This is a genomic window from Streptomyces sp. NPDC059917 (genome assembly GCF_042730635.1).
Lineage (GTDB): Bacteria > Actinomycetota > Actinomycetes > Streptomycetales > Streptomycetaceae > Streptomyces.
In genome coordinates this window covers 16,775-37,103 of record NZ_JBHWLC010000051.1, presented here as the reverse complement: position 1 = coordinate 37,103, position 20,329 = coordinate 16,775, and the positions used below count along the sequence as shown (strand labels likewise).

Below are 20,329 nucleotides of genomic sequence, written 5' to 3'. Positions count from 1 at the left end.
GGACGGGTCGGGCCCAGCGGAACGCTTGGTAGTCGGGTGAGACGCTCAGTTACGGCGGTCGTGGCTGAGCGTCCTAGTTGGTTCTGACCGCGCTTCCGTGATGGCTACGCCATCTGCGGGTGCTGGAATCGACGGCCCAGACGATCACGCGTGCCTTGGGCTTCGCGGCCTGAGCAGGACTGCAGGACCGTTCCGCCAGGGGATGATGTTGGCATGGAGACGGAATCGCTTGAAGGTGTTCTCTTCCCTGGCCTGGATCTCGTAGTGCGCCAGGCCACGGTCGTGGAGGACAGCTTGATGGTCGATGCGGCTTGCTGCGGACCGCCAGGGCCCTGTCCCCAGTGTCAGCATCCTGCGGCACGCGTCCACAGCCGGTACTGGCGTCAAGTTGCCGGGCTACCCGCTGGCGGCCGCCAGATGATCGTCCGTCTCCGTGTCCGCCGGTTCTTCTGCGATCCGATCCAATGCCGGCGCCGGACCTACGTGGAACAAGTAGCTGGCCTGACCGAACCGAGGCTGCGGACTTCGACGCCGGCCCGGTCGGCGATGAGGGCAGTCGCGGCGGAGCTCGGCGGCCGCCCAGGCCAACGCCTATGCACGAAGCTGCGGATCCATGGTCGGCGGACAGCCCTCCTGGGACAGCTGACGGCTCAGCCCGTGCCGACCCGGGCCCCTCGGATACTCGGGATCGACGAGTTCGCGTTCCGCAAGGGCCGGACCTACGGCACCGTCCTCGTTGACGTCGAGTCCTCCCGGCCGGTGGACGTGCTGCCGGATCGAGAGACCAGCACGGTCGCCACCTGGCTCCATGACCACCCCGGCGCCGAGATCATCTGCCGAGACCGCCTGATGTCATTCACAAAGGCCATCAGGCAGGCCGCCCCGGACGCGCTGGAGGTGGCAGATCGCTGGCACCTCTTCCAGAACCTCTCGACGGCCGTCGAGAAGACCTGCCGCCGGCACCGTGACTGCCTCCGACGGCCCGCTGGCCTAGAGGCCAGTCCACCGCTGGCCACACCGGATACGCCTCTTCTAGACCGGATCCGACGACGCCACGCGGAGGTCAACGAGCTCGCCGCCACCGGCATGTCGCTGAACGCCATCGGTCGCCGCCTACAGCTGGATCGTAAGACGGTCAGGCGCTACCGGAACAAGGATCTACCAGGGCTTCTCGCCTCTGCTCAGGACCGCGGGCACGGCGTCCTCGACCCATTCATCGAGCACGTGCAGCACCGGTTCCACGCAGGCTGTACCAGCTCCATGCAGCTCTACCGCGAGGTGCTCGCCCTCGGCTACACCGGCGGGTACCACGTCGTGCACCGCTACGTGGTGACCATCCGGAAAGGCATCGCGGTCCCCGCGCGCTCGGTGACTGCCCGCCCCCGCGACATCACCTCATGGATCATGCGCCCCCAGGAGTCACTCACAGGCTCCGACGTTGCACAGCTCGACGCTGTGCGGAGTGCCTGCCCGGAGATCGCTCTGGCCTGCGACCTCGCGCGGGAGTTCACCGGCATGCTCCGCCTACGCCGCGGGCACCTACTGCGGGACTGGATTCAGAAGGCCGAACTGGGCGGCCCAGATGCAATCGGCAGCTTCGCCGGGTCAGTCCGCCAGGACCTGCATGCCGTCACCGCAGGCCTCACCCTCCCCTACAGCTCCGGCATCGTGGAAGGACACGTCAACAGAATCAAAACGATCAAGCGGCAGATGTACGGTCGCGCTTCGTTCGCCCTGCTCAGAGCCCGCATCCTTCTTGAGTCATAGCTGAAGGCCTCGCCAAACAGCGGCGGCAGCCGGCGTGCCCCTCCCGCCCGATCATGCATCTGGCGGGGGAGGAGAAGATGACGGACATGAACATCGAACAGGCTTTCACGGAACTCGGGAACGCCGAGGAGGTGCCTGGCCTGCCCATGGCCTGGCGATGGTCGCCCATGTCGCGCTTCATGTTCTCCCTCGCCATGGACACTGACGGGCAGTGGGCCTACCAGATGAACTCGCTGGACGTCCACGACGAGGGGCTGACCAGGGCTGTTCTTGAGTTCGCGAGGCAGCACCGGCTCGGGCGCGGACCGGGCTCCCGACCCTTCACGATTGCCGCCGGCTTCTCCTACGGGACCTACCGGTTCGACTCGGTGGTAGCGGCTGCACCGTCCGTGCACGGCTACCACCACGGGCGGAACGAGGCCCTGAACGAGGTCGTCTCAGCAGTCTTCCCGGCGTACCAGTGCGAGTTCCGCGGGAACGAGAGCCCGGATGAGGCCCTTCTACGGTTCAAGCGCATGCTGCGGCCGACGATGATCTCCCGGCCTCCGGCTCCGTACTTGCGGATGCGCTACGAGAACACCCGGACCGACGGCGGCAGCGTGGGCCCGTCGCGTGGGTTCACCACACAAGACGTGCTGCTGCGGGAGCTCAGGCTCCTCGAAGGCGCACCGGGGGGCTTCGTTGAGTTCGAGAACGCCTCTGGCCAGGTGTGGAACGTCCAGTGGAACGGTTCGTGGCTGGTGAACGGCACAGTCCAAGACGCACCGCCCTCCGAGATCTGGGTGAAATCGGTTTTGGGGTGGCCGTAGGAGTCTCGACGGCCTACGTCCCTCTTCAGTCGTAGTCGTCACGGAAGCGCGGTCAGAACCTCCTAGTTGGCCGGTCCGAGCATGTTGTCGGTCACAGGTCCGGGTGCTTCGGATGCGGTCGCTGGGTCGATTGACGGCAGCAGTCACGGCCAGGCTTCAGCCGGTCGGGTCCTGCTGTACGGGCTGGGTGAGGACGCCTGGAGCCGAACCGGTGCAGCAGCCCCTTCCCCGCCGGGCATCAGGCCAGAAGAGCGCGGGCCCGGCCGCACCATGGCCGGGCCCTCAGATATGTTCTTCCGGGCTCGCGCCGACGGATTCCAGGCGTATTGGAGGGAGAAACCCCGATCCTGGTGGGAGCAGGCTGATGCGGATCTGGCGAAGCTCATGCAGGCGTTCCTCCCGACGCGCGGTTTTCCGCCTGGCCACAGCGCCGTGACGCTCGCAATCGACGACAGCCACGGGGCTACGGACGCACTTGTGGACCTGACGCCGATCCCTCCGACTTGACCACGCTGTACTGGGTGATCAGCGACGCTTCCCTGCCCGACGTCGACAGCGGGCACTTCATTCACGAACCCGCGACAGCCGCGGAACGGTTCCGCGAGTACCCACCCGCACCGATTGAGGGCGAATGGATCGCGATCGTCTTCGCCAGCGACGGAGGAGGCCGCCTGTTCGCGATCGGAGACAGCGGACAAATCTGGAAGTCCCCCACGGCTTCCTGGTTTGACGACTACGAGGTCGCCGCGGCCAGCTTGCAGGAGTTCCTCGAACACCTCACGCGACAGATCGCGGACCAGCCCTGATCATCCAAGGAGACCACCCCGTCCAGACGATCCTCCGCAACTGGGGAATCCCTGAGCAGGAGATGGACAATCTTAAGGCTGTGACCCACATTTCGTGACGATCACTTTCGATCAACAGGAGAGCCAGGGGCGGCTCGCCCATCAGCATTGCTCTGGTGGGGGTCGAGTGCAGGTGCCAGAAGTTGGTCTGGCCGGAGGTCGAAGGCCTCGTGGTCGACAGGGTGGACACCGATGGTGAAGCAGTCCGGATCGAGGCCCGCAGCGAGCGCGGCGACGTGGTCTGTTCAGGCTGCGGGTCAGTCGACACGAGGGTTCACAGCACATACCGGCGGAGACTCGCAGACCGGCCGCTGGGCGGGCGACGCGTCGTCCTCAGCCTGCTGGTCCATCGGTTCTTCTGCGATAGTGCGGCCTACTGCCGACGGACATTCGTCGAGCAGGTTGCTGCCCTGACCAGGCAATACGCTCGTCGGACTCAGGCCGTGACCCGCATCCTCCAGGCGATCGGACTGGTCGTGGGTGGCCGGCCAGGAGCCCGGCTCGCCCCCCAGCTTGAGCTGGCGACCACCCGGGCGGCGATCCTCCGGCAGCTCCGCCTGCTGCCGGATCCACCCGTGGGGACCGTCCGGGTCCTCGGCGTTGACGAGTTCGCGTTCCGCAAAGGCCACACCTACGGGACCGTGCTTGTCAATGTGGAGACCGGTCGCCCCGTCGATCTGCAAGCTCGACGACCTCCTGGCCTCCGCACGCGACCGGCGGCCCGAAATCCTCGCCCGGTTCAAGCCGCATATCCAGCAGCGATACCGAACTGGAGCCGCCAACGCGGCCCAGCTCTTCCGAGAGGTGCGTGAACAGGGATACCCTGGCAGCAAGATCTCCGTCCGCAAATACGTCGCGACCCTGCGAGCCGGCACCGCCATCGACGAACCCGTACTCATCCCCAGCCCCGCCAGATCACCAGTTGGATCATGCGGCGCCCTAAGACCTTGACCAGCAGCGAAAGCATCCAGCTGGACCGCGTCCTGGAGGCCTACCCCGATCTGAGCACCGCCCGCGAACGCGCACACGCCTTCAACGCCATAGCCCGCGAACGGCGTGGCTCCGAACTCATTCAATGGATGACCAAGGCCCTGAGCAACGGCCCAAAACAGATCCAGTCCTTCGCCACGTTCCTCCAACATGACTGGGATGCGGTCGTAAACGGACTCAGCCTGCCCTGGAGCTCCGGGGTGGTTGAGGGGCAAGTCACGCGAATCAAGCTGATCAAACGCAGGTCATACGGGCGAGCGTCATTCCCACTGCTACGGACGCTCGTCCTCGCCCAGCCACCGTGACTGCTCGTTATCATCCGAGCGAGGCATCCGACAGCAATCGCGGTCACACGGCGCACCCGCTGGCCGCTGTCTTTGAGGACATCGAACACTTAGGCTGCGGTTCGTGACCGGCAATGGCGACCAATGGACTGGCAGCAGGCTCCGTCCGAAGCAGACAGTTCGATGCCGAGTGACGGGTCACCGGGGACGGTTTGGCGTGGAGGTCTCCTTGACCGCTCCCGCTTCCGACGTCCCGGCCTTCATCGACTTCGTGAACCTCACCTGTGGCCGAGAACATCCCCTCCCGGAGGACTTCCCAGCAGTCGGGACCTTGCTCAGTGCCGTCGTGCTCGACTTCATGCCTTGGGGAGAGCTCCGTTTGGTGGCCACCAACGACAGCGAGTAGTGACCGTCACGAAGTGTGGGGCACAGCCAATCTTAAGAGCGTCAACAGTTGATGCCGGTCTCGGGCTTCCCCGGGCTGCGCTTCGCTCCCCAGTCGGCTTCTGTCGGCAACGGGCTGGGATGGACGGCTTCTTCGCCCTGCCCGCACTCGACCGTCAGCGCGTCATCCGTCCGCCCCGGTCTCCGTCAGCAGCAGCCGCCGTCGTCTTCTCAGGGCCCCGGCCAGGACCGGATCTACGCCCCCAGGATCTCGTCGAAGTAGCCGGGCCCGGTGATGGGGATGACCTGCAGCGCGCTGGTGTAGCGGCGGGTCTGCGTCTGCCAGGCGTGGTAGCCGCTCATCCAGGCCCTCATGACCTCGACATACGTGGCGACAGCGGTGCGCTCCGGGCCGGTGAGACCGAGCTGGAGGCAGATCGCCGGAACCTGGAGGGCAAGTTCCTGGAACCGATCGACGCGCACGTCGACCTCTCGGCGGGCGGCAGTGACGGCTTCGTCGCGGGTGCACGGCCGGGCGTGTTCGATGACGAGGACGAGGTTGTCCACGTCGCCGCGGGCTTCTTCCTTCTCCAGCGAGTAGACGTCGTTGCACATGAAGGTGACGTCGGTGGCGGCCTGGCGCATGATGCGCAGCTGCGGGCTGTGGAAGGCGGCTGAGGGGATGGTGATGCCGGCGGCCCGCTCGCCCAGGGACAAGGGCAGGTCGGTACCGGCTATGCCCCGCCTGACCTGCAGATACGTTTGCATGTCGGCGGGAGTCCCACGGAGCCGGCCGATCGCCTCATGGGCCTGAGTGGCGAAGTAGTACTCCCACTCGTGCGCGGCACGCGCCACCCAGCCCGGGTGCGCGCCATCGGTGCTGCGCGTCCACAAGTCGGCGAACGCCAACGAGCACGCATCCGCGCCCGAGGCGGGGGCGGCCCCGTGCACGATGTCGATCAGTTGCCGGCACACGGTCGCGGCACGGGCGGGGTCCTGACCGAGAGGACCGTCGAACTGGTTATCGAAGACGAAGAAGAACGCCATCGCGTCCGCGCACAAATCCAGCGCCGGACCGTGCGCGTAGGGGAAGCCATAGGCGGCCAGGAGCGGCATGTCCCACGACACGTACCACTCCAGCGAGCGGCCCTCCCCGACCAGACCCGTACGCCGCACCCACTCCAGATTGCGCTGCCGCGCGCCCTCCAGATCCGGATTTACGGAGCTCGGGAAGGGGAGGTGGAACTCGATGTCCTGCGGCACGTGTCCTCCATGAAGCGAGCTGGTCACAGCCGGGTGGAGTCCCCACCATCTTCCAATACCGAGCCCACGGTCCCCCGATTCCGTGGCACGACGAAGCTGACTGCCGGCCAGATGGTGGCCGGAAACCTCCGGCAGTGACACGGCCGACGCTCGTGCCCGAAGCCCCAAGCCGCCCTCCGAGACTCTCCCAGCAGCACCCCGCACGAGGCGGGAACCGGAAGAGCCGGCGAAAATGCCGGCGATTCCCGAGGGGAACCAGAAGCGTGCCGTGCAGCCGTCGCCGCTCGTCGGCTAGGCCCTGTCGTGGGCGCGGAAGATGCCCGGCTGCTGCTTCGGTTCGGCGTCCCCCGGGAACCCACGATGATCGCCAAGTGGATCAGCTACCGGTTCTTCAACACCGAGCGGCAGGAGTGGCGTCGGGTTGGCTCTAGCGCCACGCTCTGGTTCCACTCTTCCGGTCTCAAGTGGCGCCATTGGGAGGGATCGGGTGCTCCCGGAGCGGCTTGAGATGGCCCCGGGTTCCGGTCTGTGCTGGCCCCACTCGCGCGTTCTATCGGTCGAGGAAACGCGCGTCAGCCGTCCGAATGTAGTAGCTGAGAAGTTCGCGGCTATGGAAGGCGGAGTGCAGGAGGACGGCCAACTCCGTGACGGCCGTGAGGTCGGTGCTGGTAACGACGAAGGGGTCGCACTCTGATCCGAAGTGGAGCTTGCTGACGTTTTCGGGCATGTGGGAATGGACCAGCGACTCCGCCAGTCGCTCCCATCCATGACCGTTGCCCTCGGCGTCGTGCTCCTCGAAGACCTCGGCAACCTGGCTCATCTCGAAGAGATAGAGGCAATGGGAGGGGTCGGATTCATCGCCTTCGTCCAAGTGGAACGGGGCCAGAGCTGATGCATCGGTCATGCGGCGATCGTAGAGATGGCCGTGCTCCGAGACTGATCCGGGTGGCCCTTAGGGCTGAGCGGCTCTGCCACCGGCCCGTATCCATCTTCTGCCGTCCTCGTCGATCTTCATGGCGCTGCCCGGATTCTCCAGGTGATGCCTTGATCAGTCAGGTGAGAGGAAGGTGTGCCCGTGACATCCCAGTTGAGGGTGATGCCGTCCTGCTGGAGCCGGTGACCGCCGATCCGTGGGAGTCCCACGCGACTGCGTTCAGGCCTTTGTCGCCCCGTGGCGGGCCTGTGGGTTCAGCCCGGCGACGCTCGAGAGACATCGACCATGTCGCCGGCGACCTGGCCCTTGCCGGGCGGGCCGCCTCGACCCGGCGCGAGTTTGTGCAGATCTTCAAGGGCTTCCACCGGTTCCTGCAGGTCCGCGAGGCCGTCGAGATCGAATCCGGTTTCGGCGTCCGCCTGGTATGCCCGGTCGATGAGTTCGACGCGTCCCGGCATGTCGGCGACGACTCCCCGGCCCAACTGCCACTACCGACCCCAGAACGGGTGCCTGAGTTCTGCGACTTCCTCAAGACCCGGATCGTCAACGCCCGCAAGTACGCACCCGCCGCCCGGGACTACGCGATGCCTCGGACCCCCTATCACGCCGGCCTGCGCTCGGAAGAGGTGTCCCTACTGAACCGCGCGGACCACCACTTCACACGGGACCGTTCGAAGGACTCCGCGTGCAGTTCGGCAAAAGACGCCCGCATCTCCGGGCCCCGGCCGCGCTGGGTACCGATGCTGGACGGACTCGACCTCGTTCTGCACTGGTTCCTCGACGACGTCCGCGTGAGGTCCCGACTCCCCGGTGCTGTGCACGGACGAGTCCGCCGGCAGTCTGCACCGCGGCCCGATCCGCAACCGCCTGCGCTCTCTGCTGAAACTCGAAGGGCGCCCGGCGACCGACCGGTTCAGTCCGCGTGCCCTGAGGGTGGCCTGCGCGACCCATCACTACGAGCGTGGTGTGGACTTGGTGGCAATCCGCCAGCTCGTTGGTCACTGGACGGTCAGCTCAACCATGAGATACGCCCGTCCCTCCGCGACGTTCATCGAGGATGCCTATCGCTGCGCGGTGACCACCACACTCCGCGAGCTGACCGCCGAGGGGGACAGCTCCGTGTGAAGATCCGATGGCGCCTGCGGATGGCCGCTGCCCAGCGCGAGGTCTGGACCGGCACTTAGCTGGAGCGGCTGCTGGCCGAACGTGCCGGGCTGCAAGTGTCCTCCGCCTCGGTGTCTGCACTGTCCAGCAAAGAGCCCTCCCAGGTGAGGATGTCCACTCTGATCGCGTCGTGCACCGTGATGGACTGCACCCCCAACGACCTCTTCGAGGTCGACACCACCCCCGTCGAACGTCCCGCGGCCCCGACTCGGCCAGTCGCCGACCTATCGAAGGCGGTTTCCGCGCGGGGGCCGTTCGACTCCTCCTCTGTGAACTGGAGAGAGCGGCATCGTGGGCGTCAAACAGGGCGACTGCACCGGCTGCGGAGCACGGTCGGCTTCATCAACCGGCGCTACTGCTGCCGCTGCACCGCCCGACAGAAGGAAGCCGCGGCCCGTGCCGCTTGTCCCCCGGTACGGCCAGCAGCGCGCCCTCCAGGCGGACACCGGCCGGTGCATCACCTGCTCACGCGTATGATCCATGCCCTCGCTGCAGCCGGCCCGGATATCTGCGGGAGGACACCGGCTGGTGCGGGCACTGCTCGCGTCCCCGGCAGAACAAACAGCCGTCCCGGGCCTGTGAGCAATGCGGCAGAGTACGGAAGCACGCAGGGCTCCGACTGTGCTCGGCCTGCTGGCAGCGTCATCCCGATCGTCCCTTCGTCCGGGCCGAACATCTCATTGTCGAACTCGACAATCCGCCCGACTGGCTGCAGGACTTCACGACGGATCTCGCCGGCAAGTACTCCGTTGGCCGGGCCTACACGATGATCACTTCCCTCGGGCGGCCTCTTCGGGACGGACCTTCTTCCTTGGTCGCGTTCTGGCCATGGCCGCCGACTCGCAGCTTTCTTAGCCGGCTCGCCCAAGGCCCGAAAGCGTCGGCTGGTCGTGCTCGGACAGTTTTTCCGCCTCGCGCGATCCCGGAAGATCGTCCTCGTCGATCCCGCCCGTGGTCTGACCGCCCGAGGACCGCGCGGCTTCACCGGCACGACGCTGACGCTTGACCAGCAACGTCTGCTGTTCCGCCGATGGACAACGGATCCAGCCGTCCACCGGCGCGAGGCCCTGCTGGGAATGCTCGCCCTGTTGCACGGCGCCTCAAGCCACGAGGTCAAAATGCTCCAGGCCGTTGACCTCGATTTTCGCGCCCGGACCGCTCAGCTCGGTGATCGTCCGCATCCGGTTCCTTTGGATCCGCCGTCTTGGGCGCAGTGGAACGCTGCCTCGCCCACCGCGATGAACAGAGGGCGGAGAACCCGCATGTGATGGTCACCCGCCAGACGAAGTCCGGTCGGGGGCGTCCACCGCCTATGTGAGTGACGTCCTCAACGCCTGCGGCTTCCCACCGCGCATGAACCGCTGCACTCGGCTGCTCGACCTGGTCAACACCATGGACCCCAAGCTCGTCGCCGCCACCTTCGACATGGACCCCGAGGCCACCAGGATCTATCTGCGACCGCATTGATGAGACCCGCTTGGCAGAGTGGGCGGCGGCCATCGACTGATCTCTGGTCAGAGTTCGTACGGATAGAGAGCGATCTTTTCGCGCTCTATGAAGAGCTCGACCCACGTGCCGGCAACACCTTCGGGCAGCGAATCGGCAAGGTCCAGCAGAATCTGCGAGCCATCGAAGTCCAGCACGGCGGCGCCGTCCACCGTGAGGTCCAGCCGGCCGCGCAGGACAACGCAGTGCCCGCCAGGTCGGACTCCCGGTCCGACGCCGACAGCCGGTTTCGCGTTCCGCCCCCAGGCGATGTCCTCATCGATCGTCCACTCAACGTGGTACTTGCCCGGCTTCGCGGCCTGGTCACCGCACCAGCGGACCGCTGTCCCGCCGAACGGCGTCCGGACGTGGGCCAGCCAGGGGCTCCAGGGAAACTTTGCGACCTTCACCAGTTCAACCAGCATCGTTCGATCATGCAGCATCCGCGTTTCTGCCGGAACCCATTTCGACGCCGTCTGGCACAGGTTCGCAGAAACGTGTGTTCTTCTCTTCCCTCTCGATCAAAACCTGGAACAGCATCTCGGCTCCCCGCCTGTCCAGTTCGAGATAGGCCCACTCATCGATGCGAGGGGATCGACGCAGTCCCCGATCAGGCAGAGAGGCTCGCCCTTCTTGGCCCGTTCGCAGGTGGCGAGGTTCTTGATCACGGCCGGGACAACGTTGGGGTTTGGGGAGCAATCGAAATCGGAGAGCCGCTTCTGCCGGGGGAAAGCCGGCCGCGCGGATGCGTCGTTCTTTGCGCCGCCGGTCCCGGTCCTCACACTCGGACATCAAGCAGCTCTGTGAGGAACCCGTGGAAGGAGAGCTGTTCACGTTCGGCTCGCGCGACGAGATCGGGAAACCGGAACCGCATAGTCGGCAGCCGCACGACCCGACAGGAGGTGTCGATCGCCGCGTCGGCTGCGGGCTCGGTCAGGTAGTGGTTAGGACCGGTCATGGCGAGGCCTTCCTGGACTGGTTCAGCAGCTGGTCCCAGCGTTCGAGCGTGGGCAGGGGACGCCGGTCTGCGGGAAGACGGGTGGCTCGGTGGGCGCCTTTGGCGGTGAGTCGGGGGTGACCGGCGATCTCGGTCCGTCCGTTACAGACGACCAGGTCGCTGGAGCGGAGCACGACCCGAACGGTGCGGCCGATGAACCGGGCCGGAACGGAATACCGGCAGACCCTCACGGCGATCATCCCGATGCGCCAGCCCTCTTCCGCCCGCTCGAACTCCACGAAGGACGCGTTCAGATCGTCGAGTCAGTCGACCCGCGGAACCGAAGTCAGCTAGTTGCGGCGGAAGTAGCCGACCTGGCCTTCGACCCCGCCCTTCTCATGGGCCCCGCGAAGTCCCGACTCGCGGTAGAAAGGGCGGTAGAAAGGGGTGAAGCCGAAATGCCGCCGGAACTCAGCCTGCCTAGGATGTTCCTCCCTTGACCGGCTTTTGTGGATCACCCGGGAGACCGCCGGGGAGAGGCTGTCGTAGCCGATCTGACCACCGGGAACACCACCCAGGCGCGGATGGCATGAACGTGGCCGTCCAGGGATGCCTCCTGCCCGCATGATGTCGTGATCCGGTGGACCGCCGTGCCGGATCCGGCGAGACGCAGCGCGAACACGAAGCACTTCGTGCGTTCACCGACCGCATCCACTCGTGCTTCGCCGAAGTCGACCTCGGCGTCCCTGCCCGACCGGTTGTGGCGGATCACGAACCCCGCCGTCGGCGCCGCCCCGGCCGCCTCGGCGATCTCCTGGCGACGACGGGATACGTAGTCCCACACGGCCGAGTAGGCGATCTCGACCCGCACTCCTGACGCAGCCGCGTCAGAATCCGCTGAACGGTGTGCCGCTGCTTCGGTGGCGAGCAGGGCGGGTTCCATCCGAGGTTTCGACGGTCGCCTGTCACTCGTTCGAGTGACAGGCTCCGTTTGCTTGTCGGGAGTGATCACGGCGGAACGATCATGCCTATGACATCTCGTCAGAACCACTGCCCCGGAAGGCGGAACATCCATGCCGGTCAACGGATCCACCGAGAGCCCGTTCGCGTTCAGCCCCGACGACGTCACCAAGGTGGAGGCGATCCGCGAGGCCCTGCTCGACCCGTCGCCGCGCCGGATCGGCAGGCTCGACCAGTGGGGGCTCGCCGACACCTACGAGATGCAGGCGGAGATCGCCGAGTACCGGGAGTTCCAGATCGCCATGGCGGACGGGACCCGGATCGATGCCGGGCTCAGCACGCCGCGCAACCTCGCGCCGGGGCAGATCTGTCCCGCCATCGTCATGCCCGCCCCATTAAATGACTTGGGCCGACTGGCCTACATCGGCACGATCCCGCGCTGGACGCAGGGCGGTTACGCCGTCCTGACCTACAGCCAGCGCGGCCTCGCCCGCTCCGAAGGAAAGATCCAGGTCGCCGGTCCCCAGGACGTCGCCGACGGAGTCGAGATCCTCAACTTCCTCACCGGCCAGGCAGGCATCGATCCGGAGCGGATCGGATGCTTCGGCGCCTCCTACGGCGCGGGTACCAGCCTGTTGTTGGCGGCGCGGGACCCGCGGATCAAGGCCGTGGCGGGTGCCAGCGCCTGGGGCGACCTCTTCACCTCGCTGTTCGAGAACGGCACCCGGCACATCAAGGCCTTCGAGGCGCTCGTGGGCCTGTTCCACGAGGACCGCTGCTCCGAGGAGTTCCAGGGGATCATCAGCAAGATCCGCGGCAACGTCATCGACGACGAGGTCAGGAAGTTCGCCGAGCTCCGCTCGCCGGTGGCGCAGCTGAAGGCATACAACGACCGCGAGCTGCCGATCCTGATGACCACCTCCTGGCACGAAACGATCTTCTCCGTGCCCGCCGTCATCGACCTCTTCACCAAGCTGCAGGGACCCAAGTCGCTGCTGGTGCAGATCGGCGACCACGGCAACAGCGAACTGCCCGGCCTGTTCGGCGGCATCTCCAAGCCCACCGAGATGACGTACCGCTGGATGGACCACCACCTCGGCGGCACCGCCGGTGACGGCGCCCAGCCGCAGTTCGGCATCCGCTCGGAGTACATGCACAACCTGCTGTCCGATCTCACTCACGACGACTGGGCCGACTACGCCCTTCCCAAGCAGCGCTTCCACCTCGGCGACGTACCCGCCGGGAAGCAGGATGCGCCGTTGGCGCAGGGCGAGCCGCAGCCGGGCTGGACCCGCTCCGTCCAGGCATCCGGTCCGGACACCGGCATCGTCGTCGCGCCCAAGCTCATCCAGACCGGCCTGGCCGAGCGCGTGGGACTCCCGCACGTCTACAAGACCGCCGAGATCAAGCGGGACGTCGCCGCTGTCTGGGCCACCGCGCCGCTGGAGCGGCCGATGCGCGTCCAGGGCGAGCTGGAGGCCCGGCTCACCGTGCGGCCGCAGACGAGGAACGCGACCTTCACCGCCTACCTGCTGGACTGCGACCCCGCGACCGGCCGGGCCGCGATCATCAGCCACGCCCCCTACACCCTGACCGACCAGCAGGCCGCCACGGTGACCTTCCGCCTGCAGCCTGCCCACTACGTCCTCGCCAAGGGCCGCCAGTTGCAGCTCGTCGTCGACGGCTACGACCCGTTCTTCGCGGACGAGAACACCATCGCCGCCGCCCTCGAGATCACCTCCCCCAAGGGCAACGAGTCCTACATCGACATCCCCTTCGCCACCCTGCCGTAACACCCACCCGCCCGCCCCACCGGGCACCCGCGCCACCACCGGGTCCGGTCCGCGCCACATGCGGACCGGACCTGCCTCGCCCCCGGCCACGGCGCCGTCCCCGATCCGACGGGACTCGCGCGGTTGCGGCCGCGACGAGACAGGGCGCGCCGCTGCCCGGCCGCGCTATGCGGAGGCCTGCGCTGCCGCATGCCCGCCGCGGTCCATGCGCAGGCGGTCGGCGAGACGGCCTCGGTAGTGGTCGATGACCACCGCCACGACGATCACCGCTCCGGTGATGATCTGCCGCTGGAAGTCCGAGACCCCCATCAGCAGCAGCCCGTTGGTGAGCACCCCGAGCAGGCACGCCCCCAGCAGGGTCCCCACCATCGAACCCTTGCCGCCCGACAGCGAGGCCCCGCCGATCACCACCGCCGCGATCGCGCTCAGCTCGTATCCGCTGCCGATGATCGGACTCGCGATCGACAGTCGCGCCATGTAGGTGACCGCCGCGATCCCGACCGCGAAACCGGCGATCACGTACACGGCCACCTTCACGACGCCCGTCCGGTGTCCGGAGAGCCGTACGGCCTCCTCGTTGCCGCCGATCGCGAAGACCAGCCGTCCGAACACCGTGCGCGTGAGCACCAGATGACCCACCAGCACCATCAGCAGCGCGATCCAGAAGAGTGCGGGCACTCCGAGGAGGGTCGAGGTACCGAAGCGGGTGAAGCCCGGCGGGAAGTCGTAGAGGGTCTTGGCGTCGGTGAACTCCAGGGCCGCGCCCCGGGCCATGTTGAGCATGCCCAGGGTCACGATGAACGACGGGACCCGCCAGCGCTCCGAGACGAAGCCGTTCACCAGCCCGCAGAGCATCCCCGTCCCGGCCGCGACCAGCACGGCGAGCATCACCGTGACGGCGGTGGAGCCGCCCGAGGTCAGCACCTCACCGGCGACCACGGCCGCCAGGGCCATCACGGCGCCCACCGACAGGTCGATGCCGCCGACCAGGATCACGAAGGTCATCCCGACCGCGAGCATCGTGTTGAGGGTGATCTCCGTGGCGATGTGGGTCAGGTTCGACTGCGTCGCGAACTTCGGCGCCACCAGGGCGAACACGGCCACGAGCACCAGCAGCGCGACACCGATCCCGGCCTCCCCCATCACCTGGCGGGCGAGGGAGGAACCGGTCCCCCGACGGGAAGGAGAAGAGGGAGGAGGAAGAGGAGGAGAGGGCGAAGGCGAAGGGGACGCCGATGCGGAGGCGGGCGGGGTCGTCGGGGCGGTCACGGGGTGTCGCCTTTCTGTAGGGGCCGGAGAGTCGACTCCGTTGCGGGTGACGGAAGTTGGCCGGATGTGGGCGTCGAACCGCTCCCGGCTCCGGTCCCCGTATAGCCCGAGTAGGCCAGTGCCAGGATCCGCGAGCTGTCGAAGTCGGCCCGGGCGACCTCGCCCGCCAGGCCGCCGCGCGAGAAGACGAGGATCCGGTCGCAGATCCCCATCAGTTCGGGCAGGTCCGAGGAGACCACCAGCAGGGCGCGCCCGGCGGCCGCCAGATCGACGAGCTGCTGATGGATCTCGTAGCGGGCCCCGACGTCGATGCCGCGGGTCGGTTCGTCGACCATGAGTACGTCGGCCCCGGCGAGCAGCCAGCGGGCGAGCACCACCTTCTGCTGGTTGCCGCCCGAGAGGGTGCGTACGGGCGTACGGATGCCCGGGGTCCGTACGGACAGGGAATCCACCGCCTCCCGGGCCAGCCTGTCCTCCTCGCCCCGGCGCAGCAGCCCGCCCCTCGACACCTTGCCGGTCGCGGTGAGCGTCACGTTCGCCGCGAGGGACATGTCCAGGACCAGGCCCTGTTCCTTGCGGTCCTCGGTGAGGAGCCCGAGTCCGTGGCGCACCGCGTCCCGGGGGGAGCGGACGCGCACCTCCTTCCCCCGGAGCAGGAGCCTGCCGTCCACCGCCCGGTCGGCGCCGAAGAGGGCGCGCACGGTCTCCGTGCGCCCGGATCCCACGAGCCCCGCCACGCCCACGACTTCGCCCGCGCGCAGCGCGAAGGAGACGGGCCGGCCGCCGGGGGCGGTCAGCCCCTCGGCGCGCAGCAGCTCGGGGCCCGGCTCGCGGGGGACGTGGGGCGGGTACGCCGCCCCCATGTCGCGGCCGACCATCAGCCGGATGACCTCGGCGGTGTCCGTGTCGGCCGGTTCCCTGGTGGTCACGTGGCGGCCGCCCCGGAACACCGTCAGCCGGTCGGAGATCTCGAACACCTCCTCCAGGTGGTGGGAGATGAAGAGGACGGCCGTGCCGCGCGCGGTGAGCCGCCGCAACAGGGTGAACAGCCGCTCGGTCTCGCGCGGGGTGAGGGTGGCCGTCGGTTCGTCCAGCACCAGCACCCGGCAGTCCTGCCACAAAGTGCGGGCGATCTCGAGCAGTTGCATCTGGGCGATCCCGAGGCGTTCGACCGGCGTGCCCGGTGCCACGTCCAGGCCCACCTCCTCCAGGAGTTCACCGGCCCGCCGGTGCAGGGAGCGCCGGTCGACGAGGCCGAAGCGTCGCGGCAGCCGCTGGAAGAAGAGGTTCTCGGCGACGGTCAGGTTCGGCAGCAGGTTCAGCTCCTGGTGCACCACCTGCACGCCGGTGCGCATCGCGTCGGCCGTGCAGGTGGGGGCGTAGGGGCGGCCCTCGAGGAACATCGCGCCCCCGTCGGGTGACTGGACGCCGCCGAGGATCCGCACCAGGGTGGATTTGCCCGCGCCGTTCTCGCCGAGGAGGGCGTGGACCTCGCCGGGGCGCAGCGCGAGGTCCACTCCGGCGAGGGCGATCACTCCGGGGAAGCTCCGGGTGATGCCGCGGGCCTCGAACACGGGAGCGTGCTCGGCGTACGGGCCGCGCGGTCGCGGGTCCGCGGAACGGGGCACGGGAGGGAGGGCGAGAGGGGGAACCGGAGCGGGATCGGGATCGGGAACGGGAGGGTCCGCCGGGGGATTCGCTGGGGGCGTCATCGCTCAGCCCAGGTCTGCGGCGGTGACGAGGGTGATCTTCGTCTTGACCCAGCTCTGGGGCTTTTCGCCCTTGACGGCCTTCATCGCCTCGTCGATGCCGTCGGCCGCCTGCTGGGCGCCGTACTGGTCGACGGTGGCGACCACCGAACCGTCCTTCACGTAGGGCCGGATGGCCTCGATGTTGTCGAAGGAGGCGATCTTGACCTTGCCCTGCTTCCCCTGCTTGGCCTGCACCGCCTTGACCGCGCCGAGGGCCATGGAGTCGTTCGAGGCGAGCACACCCTGGATCTCCGGGTGGGTGGTGAGCCAGTTCCCGACGACCGTGTAGGCCTCGTCGGTCTCCCAGTGCGCGGTCTTGGAGTCCACGACCGTGAGACCGGCGGTCCGGGCCGCGGCCTCGAATCCGGCCTTGCGCTGCTGGGCGTTGGCCGCGCCGGGGTTGCCCTCCAGGATCACCACCTTGGCTCCCGGGCCCAGTGACTTGCCGAGGGCTTCGCCGGAGAGCCGGGCTCCCTCGGTGTTGTCCGGGCCCACGAAGGGGATGTCCAGACCCGCGGTCTTCAGGGCGCCGTCGTCGAGCTTCACGTCGATGTTGACCACCTTGATCCCGGCCTTGACGGCCCGGCCGAGGGGGGCGACCAGGGCCCGGGAATCGGCCGGAGCCACCACGATGGCCTGGGCCTGGGCGGTGATGCAGCTGTTGACGGCGGCGACCTGTCCGTCGATATCGGTCTCGTTCTGGATGCCGCTCGCCTTGAGGACCAGGTCGCCGCGACGAGCGACGTGGTCCTCGGCTCCCTTCTGCATGGCCTGGAAGTACTCGTTGCCCAGGGACTTCATCACGAGGCAGACGGTGGGACGGCCGCCGGATGCCTTGGCTCCCGAGCCCGAGCCCGCCGCACCCGCACCGTCGCCCTCCTGGCCGCACGCGGTGAGCGCCGAGGCCAGTGCGAGGACGGTGACAGTGGCGGTGGCAGCCATCTGGAATGTTCTGTTCCGATCGGTGATCACGACGTCTCCCCAAAGGGTCGGAAATGAAGGGCACGCAGGAAGCGCGAAGGAGGTGCGAGGGGGGTGCAAGGGGGGTGGGTGAGGGGGGTGGGTGAGGGGGGTGCGGAGGGTGCGAAGGAGGTGCGGTGGGACGGAATCGGGCGTTCAGAAGGGAACGCCCGCGTGCAGGACGACGTTCGCGTAGGGGGTGCTCTCCCCGGTCCGGACCACCGCGCGGGAGTCGCCGGCCAGTTCCTTGAGCCGTGCGTGCGGCACCCGGTCGACCGGCAGTCCGGCCAGCTCTCTGCCGAACACCGCCAGCAGCGCGGGAGCGGCGGCCTCCTCGGCCACCGTCGCCCGTTCGGCGACCAACTCGCCCAGCACCGCGGCCAGTACCGGCCCCAGCGGTGGGTCTCCGCGCCGCCAGACCAGGTCGACGCACTCCACCCCGGCCGGTACGGGCAGCCCCGGATCGGCGACGACCAGGAGGTCACCGTGTCCGAGGCCGGTGATCAGGTGCAACAGCCGCGGATGCCAGAGCCCCTCAGCGCGCATGGACGGCCTCCAGCAGTTCCTCGACCTCGGCGCGGGTCGGCAGGCCCGCCTGCGCGCCCGGCCGGGTGGTGGCCAGGGAGCCCGCGGCGCAGGACCGGCGCAGGGCCTGTGGGAGCGGGGTCCCCGCGCCCAGGGCCAGGGCCAGCTGGGCGCAGAAGGCGTCCCCTGCGCCCACCGTGTCCACGGCGTCCGCCGGGAGCCCCGGCTCGGAAACCGTCCCCAGCGGTCCGGCGGCCACCGCCCCCGCCGCGCCCAGGGTGATGACCACCACCCCGGGGCCCAGCTCGCGCAGCCGCGCGGCGTGCGCGGCCCAGTCGGGGCGGGGTCCGCAGGGCAGCAGACCGGCGGCTTCCGTCTCGTTGACCACCAGCACGTCCACCGCCCCGAGCAATGCCCCGGGCAGCGGTACGGGCGGCAGCGGGGCCGCGTTCAGTACGGTCAGGGCGCCCGCGGCCCGCGCGGACCGGGCCGCGGCCAGCACCGTCTCCACCGGCACCTCCAGCTGGAGCAGCAGGGTCTCGCCGGGCCCGGCGGGCGCGGTGGCGGCGTACAGCAGGTCCAGGGCGGCCGGGTCGAGGCGCCGGTTGGCGCCGGGAGACAGGGTGATGGTGTTCTCCCCGTCCCGCTGGACGACGATCAGCGCGAGCCCCGTCGACACGCCGGGGAGCTGGACCACGCCCCGTACGTCGACCCCCTCCTCGGCGAGCCGGAGCCGCAGTTCCCCGCCGAGGGTGTCCTCGCCGAGGAGCCCGGTCATCCGGACCTCGGCGCCCAGCCGGGCCGCGGCCACGGCCTGGTTGGCTCCTTTGCCCCCGGCGCCGCGCACCACGTCGGCGCCCGACACCGTCTCCCCCGGCTTCGGCAGCCGGGGCACGGTGACCGACAGGTCCATGTTCAGGCTGCCGATCACCACCAGTCGTTCACTCATCGCCGGGGTTCTCCTCCGTCGCTCTTCGTCGGGGCGGCGGGTACGCCGCCCTCGGGGTCGGGGCAGCCGCACGATCCCCGGGCGAGCAGGGACACGGGCAGGACGTCCCGGGTGGGCGGCTGGTCGGGCTCCTTCATCCGCCCGAGCAGCCGTCGTACGGCGGTTCCCGCGAGGGCGTCGAAGGGCTGGCACATCGTCGACAGGGCCGGGGTCGTGTACGCCCCGGCGGCGATCCCGTCGAAGGAGACGAGCGCGAGGTCGTCCGGGACCCGGATGCCCAGTTCCGTGGCCGCGCGCAGCACCCCGAAGGCCTGCTCGTCCGAGGTGACGAACAGGGCGTCCACCGAGCGGTCCACGGACAGCAGCGCCCGCCCCGACCGGTAGCCGTCGGGCCGCCCGAACTGCCCGTGCAGCAGCGGGGCCGCGCCGGGGCACGCCTCCCACCCGGTGGTTCCGCCCGAACCGGAGCCCGCCCGCATCCCGGCGGCCTCCAGCGCCCCGCGCCAGCCGACGACCCGGTCCACGGTGGGATGGATGCCGACCGGGCCCGCGATGCAGCCGACCCGGCGGCGGCCGTGGCCGAGCAGGTGTTCCGTGGCGGCCCGCGCCCCGGCGACGTTGTCCACGACCACGTGGGAGGCGGCCACGCCGGTCAGTTCGCGGTCGAAGACGATGCTGGGCACCGCGGACCGGGCCAGCTCCGCCCGCCAGGGCCGGTCGCCCTGGGAGGGGATCAGTACCAGTCCGTCCACCTGCCGGTCGACGAAGGTGCGGATGTAGCCCGCCTCGCGGCCCGGATCGTCGACGGTGTTGCCGACGAGCAGGGTGTATCCGGCGGCCCAGGCGTGGTCCTCCAGTGAGCGGGCCAGTTCCGCGAAGAACGGGTTCGCCGCGTCCGGGACGACCAGGCCCAGGGTCATCGTCTGGCTCATCCGCAGGGAGCGGGCCACCGCGTTGGGCCGGTAGTCCAACTCCCTTACGGCGGCCAGCACTCGCTCCTTGGTCGCGGGCGCCACCGAACGGGGCCCGTTGTTGAGCACGTAGCTGACCACCGCGGGTGAGGTTCCCGCGAGCCGTGCCACGTCCTGCCGTGTCGCCATGCCGCGAAACCCCCTGTTCAGGAGGCGGAGTTCAGCCCGCCCCACCACCGCGCGCGGTCACGGACCGCTGCCGCAACTCGAGTTGGCAATTCGTGTTGCGCGGAGTATGGGAAGCAACCGGTGCAACCGCAAGACCCCGGGGAGGCCCGGTTCCGCAGGC

22 protein-coding genes are annotated in these 20,329 nt (G+C 68.6%); 8 read left to right on the top strand and 14 right to left on the bottom strand.

Annotated features, from left to right (window positions below; translation table 11 throughout):
* Window positions 1-213: 213 nt before the first annotated feature.
* From ACFWAR_RS26400 to ACFWAR_RS26380, 5 genes are all read left to right on the top strand, one after another.
* Entirely contained in the window at window positions 214-1,767 is a 1,554-nt protein-coding gene (locus ACFWAR_RS26400) for an ISL3 family transposase (RefSeq protein WP_385781858.1), read from the top strand.
* 77 nt (window positions 1,768-1,844) lie between these two features.
* Window positions 1,845-2,576: a hypothetical protein gene (locus ACFWAR_RS26395; protein WP_385781855.1), complete on the top strand. Its 732-nt coding sequence runs from the start codon at window positions 1,845-1,847 to the stop codon at window positions 2,574-2,576.
* A 503-nt stretch (window positions 2,577-3,079) separates the two neighbouring features.
* Window positions 3,080-3,382 carry a hypothetical protein gene (locus tag ACFWAR_RS26390; protein WP_385781852.1) on the top strand — a complete coding sequence of 101 codons (303 nt, stop codon included), beginning with the start codon at window positions 3,080-3,082 and terminating at the stop codon, window positions 3,380-3,382.
* Between the two features lie 155 nt (window positions 3,383-3,537).
* Window positions 3,538-4,233 (top strand): transposase family protein, encoded by a 696-nt coding sequence (locus ACFWAR_RS26385; protein WP_385781849.1) that lies wholly within the window; start codon window positions 3,538-3,540, stop codon window positions 4,231-4,233.
* A 6-nt stretch (window positions 4,234-4,239) separates the two neighbouring features.
* Window positions 4,240-4,716 carry a transposase gene (locus ACFWAR_RS26380; protein ID WP_385781916.1) on the top strand — a complete coding sequence of 159 codons (477 nt, stop codon included), beginning with the start codon at window positions 4,240-4,242 and terminating at the stop codon, window positions 4,714-4,716.
* Between the two features lie 618 nt (window positions 4,717-5,334).
* Here ACFWAR_RS26380 and ACFWAR_RS26375 read toward each other — a convergent pair.
* From ACFWAR_RS26375 to ACFWAR_RS26365, 3 genes are all read right to left on the bottom strand, one after another.
* Window positions 5,335-6,342, bottom strand: coding sequence for a terpene cyclase (locus ACFWAR_RS26375; protein ID WP_385781846.1), 1,008 nt, complete (start codon window positions 6,340-6,342; stop codon window positions 5,335-5,337).
* Window positions 6,343-6,892: 550 nt separating this feature from the next.
* On the bottom strand, window positions 6,893-7,246 hold the full coding sequence (locus tag ACFWAR_RS26370; RefSeq protein ID WP_385781843.1) for an Imm51 family immunity protein: 354 nt from the start codon (window positions 7,244-7,246) through the stop codon (window positions 6,893-6,895).
* 284 nt (window positions 7,247-7,530) lie between these two features.
* Window positions 7,531-7,734 (bottom strand): hypothetical protein, encoded by a 204-nt coding sequence (locus ACFWAR_RS26365; protein WP_385781841.1) that lies wholly within the window; start codon window positions 7,732-7,734, stop codon window positions 7,531-7,533.
* Window positions 7,735-8,086: 352 nt separating this feature from the next.
* On the opposite strand from ACFWAR_RS26365, the gene ACFWAR_RS26360 reads away from it, so the two are divergent.
* Entirely contained in the window at window positions 8,087-8,401 is a 315-nt protein-coding gene (locus ACFWAR_RS26360; protein ID WP_385781838.1) for a tyrosine-type recombinase/integrase, read from the top strand.
* A gap of 95 nt (window positions 8,402-8,496) precedes the next feature.
* Window positions 8,497-9,210, top strand: coding sequence for a helix-turn-helix domain-containing protein (locus ACFWAR_RS26355; RefSeq protein ID WP_385781835.1), 714 nt, complete (start codon window positions 8,497-8,499; stop codon window positions 9,208-9,210).
* Between the two features lie 81 nt (window positions 9,211-9,291).
* On the opposite strand, the gene ACFWAR_RS26350 is transcribed toward ACFWAR_RS26355, so the two are convergent.
* The 5 genes from ACFWAR_RS26350 to ACFWAR_RS26330 form a co-directional block, all read right to left on the bottom strand.
* A complete protein-coding gene (locus tag ACFWAR_RS26350) occupies window positions 9,292-9,534 on the bottom strand; it encodes a hypothetical protein (RefSeq protein ID WP_385781832.1) in 243 nt (80 codons plus the stop codon).
* A 420-nt stretch (window positions 9,535-9,954) separates the two neighbouring features.
* Entirely contained in the window at window positions 9,955-10,350 is a 396-nt protein-coding gene (locus ACFWAR_RS26345; RefSeq protein WP_385781829.1) for a hypothetical protein, read from the bottom strand.
* A 353-nt stretch (window positions 10,351-10,703) separates the two neighbouring features.
* The gene (locus tag ACFWAR_RS26340; RefSeq protein WP_385781826.1) at window positions 10,704-10,883 is read right to left on the bottom strand and encodes a hypothetical protein; all 180 of its coding nucleotides are present in this window, start codon (window positions 10,881-10,883) and stop codon (window positions 10,704-10,706) included.
* Window positions 10,880-11,161: a hypothetical protein gene (locus ACFWAR_RS26335; RefSeq protein ID WP_385781824.1), complete on the bottom strand. Its 282-nt coding sequence runs from the start codon at window positions 11,159-11,161 to the stop codon at window positions 10,880-10,882. The genes ACFWAR_RS26340 and ACFWAR_RS26335 overlap by 4 nt, the downstream gene beginning before the upstream one ends.
* A 215-nt stretch (window positions 11,162-11,376) precedes the next feature.
* Entirely contained in the window at window positions 11,377-11,805 is a 429-nt protein-coding gene (locus tag ACFWAR_RS26330; protein ID WP_385781821.1) for a hypothetical protein, read from the bottom strand.
* 130 nt (window positions 11,806-11,935) lie between these two features.
* Between ACFWAR_RS26330 and ACFWAR_RS26325 the strand changes: the two genes are divergently transcribed.
* Window positions 11,936-13,615, top strand: coding sequence for a CocE/NonD family hydrolase (locus ACFWAR_RS26325; protein ID WP_385781819.1), 1,680 nt, complete (start codon window positions 11,936-11,938; stop codon window positions 13,613-13,615).
* A gap of 165 nt (window positions 13,616-13,780) precedes the next feature.
* Here ACFWAR_RS26325 and ACFWAR_RS26320 read toward each other — a convergent pair whose 3' ends face one another.
* The 6 genes from ACFWAR_RS26320 to ACFWAR_RS26295 form a co-directional block, all read right to left on the bottom strand.
* A complete protein-coding gene (locus ACFWAR_RS26320; RefSeq protein WP_385781816.1) occupies window positions 13,781-14,758 on the bottom strand; it encodes an ABC transporter permease in 978 nt (325 codons plus the stop codon).
* 122 nt (window positions 14,759-14,880) lie between these two features.
* Window positions 14,881-16,512, bottom strand: coding sequence for a sugar ABC transporter ATP-binding protein (locus tag ACFWAR_RS26315; RefSeq protein WP_385781813.1), 1,632 nt, complete (start codon window positions 16,510-16,512; stop codon window positions 14,881-14,883).
* Window positions 16,513-16,599: 87 nt separating this feature from the next.
* On the bottom strand, window positions 16,600-17,577 hold the full coding sequence (locus tag ACFWAR_RS26310; RefSeq protein WP_385781810.1) for a sugar ABC transporter substrate-binding protein: 978 nt from the start codon (window positions 17,575-17,577) through the stop codon (window positions 16,600-16,602).
* A 174-nt stretch (window positions 17,578-17,751) separates the two neighbouring features.
* Window positions 17,752-18,141: a D-ribose pyranase gene (gene rbsD, locus ACFWAR_RS26305; RefSeq protein ID WP_385781808.1), complete on the bottom strand. Its 390-nt coding sequence runs from the start codon at window positions 18,139-18,141 to the stop codon at window positions 17,752-17,754.
* Window positions 18,131-19,069, bottom strand: coding sequence for a ribokinase (locus ACFWAR_RS26300; protein ID WP_385781806.1), 939 nt, complete (start codon window positions 19,067-19,069; stop codon window positions 18,131-18,133). Before ACFWAR_RS26300 ends, rbsD begins: the two co-directional genes overlap by 11 nt.
* Window positions 19,066-20,169: a LacI family DNA-binding transcriptional regulator gene (locus ACFWAR_RS26295; protein WP_385781802.1), complete on the bottom strand. Its 1,104-nt coding sequence runs from the start codon at window positions 20,167-20,169 to the stop codon at window positions 19,066-19,068. The genes ACFWAR_RS26300 and ACFWAR_RS26295 overlap by 4 nt, the downstream gene beginning before the upstream one ends.
* Between the last annotated feature and the right edge of the window lie 160 nt (window positions 20,170-20,329).

Bases quoted from the DNA above. Each gene is read 5' to 3' on its own strand.
- ACFWAR_RS26320 (WP_385781816.1), bottom strand. From the start codon at position 14,758: ATGGGGGAGGCCGGGATCGGTGTCGCGCTGCTGGTGCTCGTGGCCGTG.
- ACFWAR_RS26365 (WP_385781841.1), bottom strand. From the start codon at position 7,734: ATGCCGGGACGCGTCGAACTCATCGACCGGGCATACCAGGCGGACGCC.
- ACFWAR_RS26370 (WP_385781843.1), bottom strand. From the start codon at position 7,246: ATGACCGATGCATCAGCTCTGGCCCCGTTCCACTTGGACGAAGGCGAT.
- ACFWAR_RS26340 (WP_385781826.1), bottom strand. From the start codon at position 10,883: ATGACCGGTCCTAACCACTACCTGACCGAGCCCGCAGCCGACGCGGCG.
- ACFWAR_RS26325 (WP_385781819.1), top strand. From the start codon at position 11,936: ATGCCGGTCAACGGATCCACCGAGAGCCCGTTCGCGTTCAGCCCCGAC.
- ACFWAR_RS26345 (WP_385781829.1), bottom strand. From the start codon at position 10,350: ATGCTGGTTGAACTGGTGAAGGTCGCAAAGTTTCCCTGGAGCCCCTGG.
- ACFWAR_RS26330 (WP_385781821.1), bottom strand. From the start codon at position 11,805: ATGGAACCCGCCCTGCTCGCCACCGAAGCAGCGGCACACCGTTCAGCG.
- ACFWAR_RS26300 (WP_385781806.1), bottom strand. From the start codon at position 19,069: ATGAGTGAACGACTGGTGGTGATCGGCAGCCTGAACATGGACCTGTCG.
- ACFWAR_RS26395 (WP_385781855.1), top strand. From the start codon at position 1,845: ATGACGGACATGAACATCGAACAGGCTTTCACGGAACTCGGGAACGCC.
- ACFWAR_RS26310 (WP_385781810.1), bottom strand. From the start codon at position 17,577: ATGGCTGCCACCGCCACTGTCACCGTCCTCGCACTGGCCTCGGCGCTC.
- ACFWAR_RS26295 (WP_385781802.1), bottom strand. From the start codon at position 20,169: ATGGCGACACGGCAGGACGTGGCACGGCTCGCGGGAACCTCACCCGCG.
- ACFWAR_RS26400 (WP_385781858.1), top strand. From the start codon at position 214: ATGGAGACGGAATCGCTTGAAGGTGTTCTCTTCCCTGGCCTGGATCTC.
- rbsD (WP_385781808.1), bottom strand. From the start codon at position 18,141: ATGCGCGCTGAGGGGCTCTGGCATCCGCGGCTGTTGCACCTGATCACC.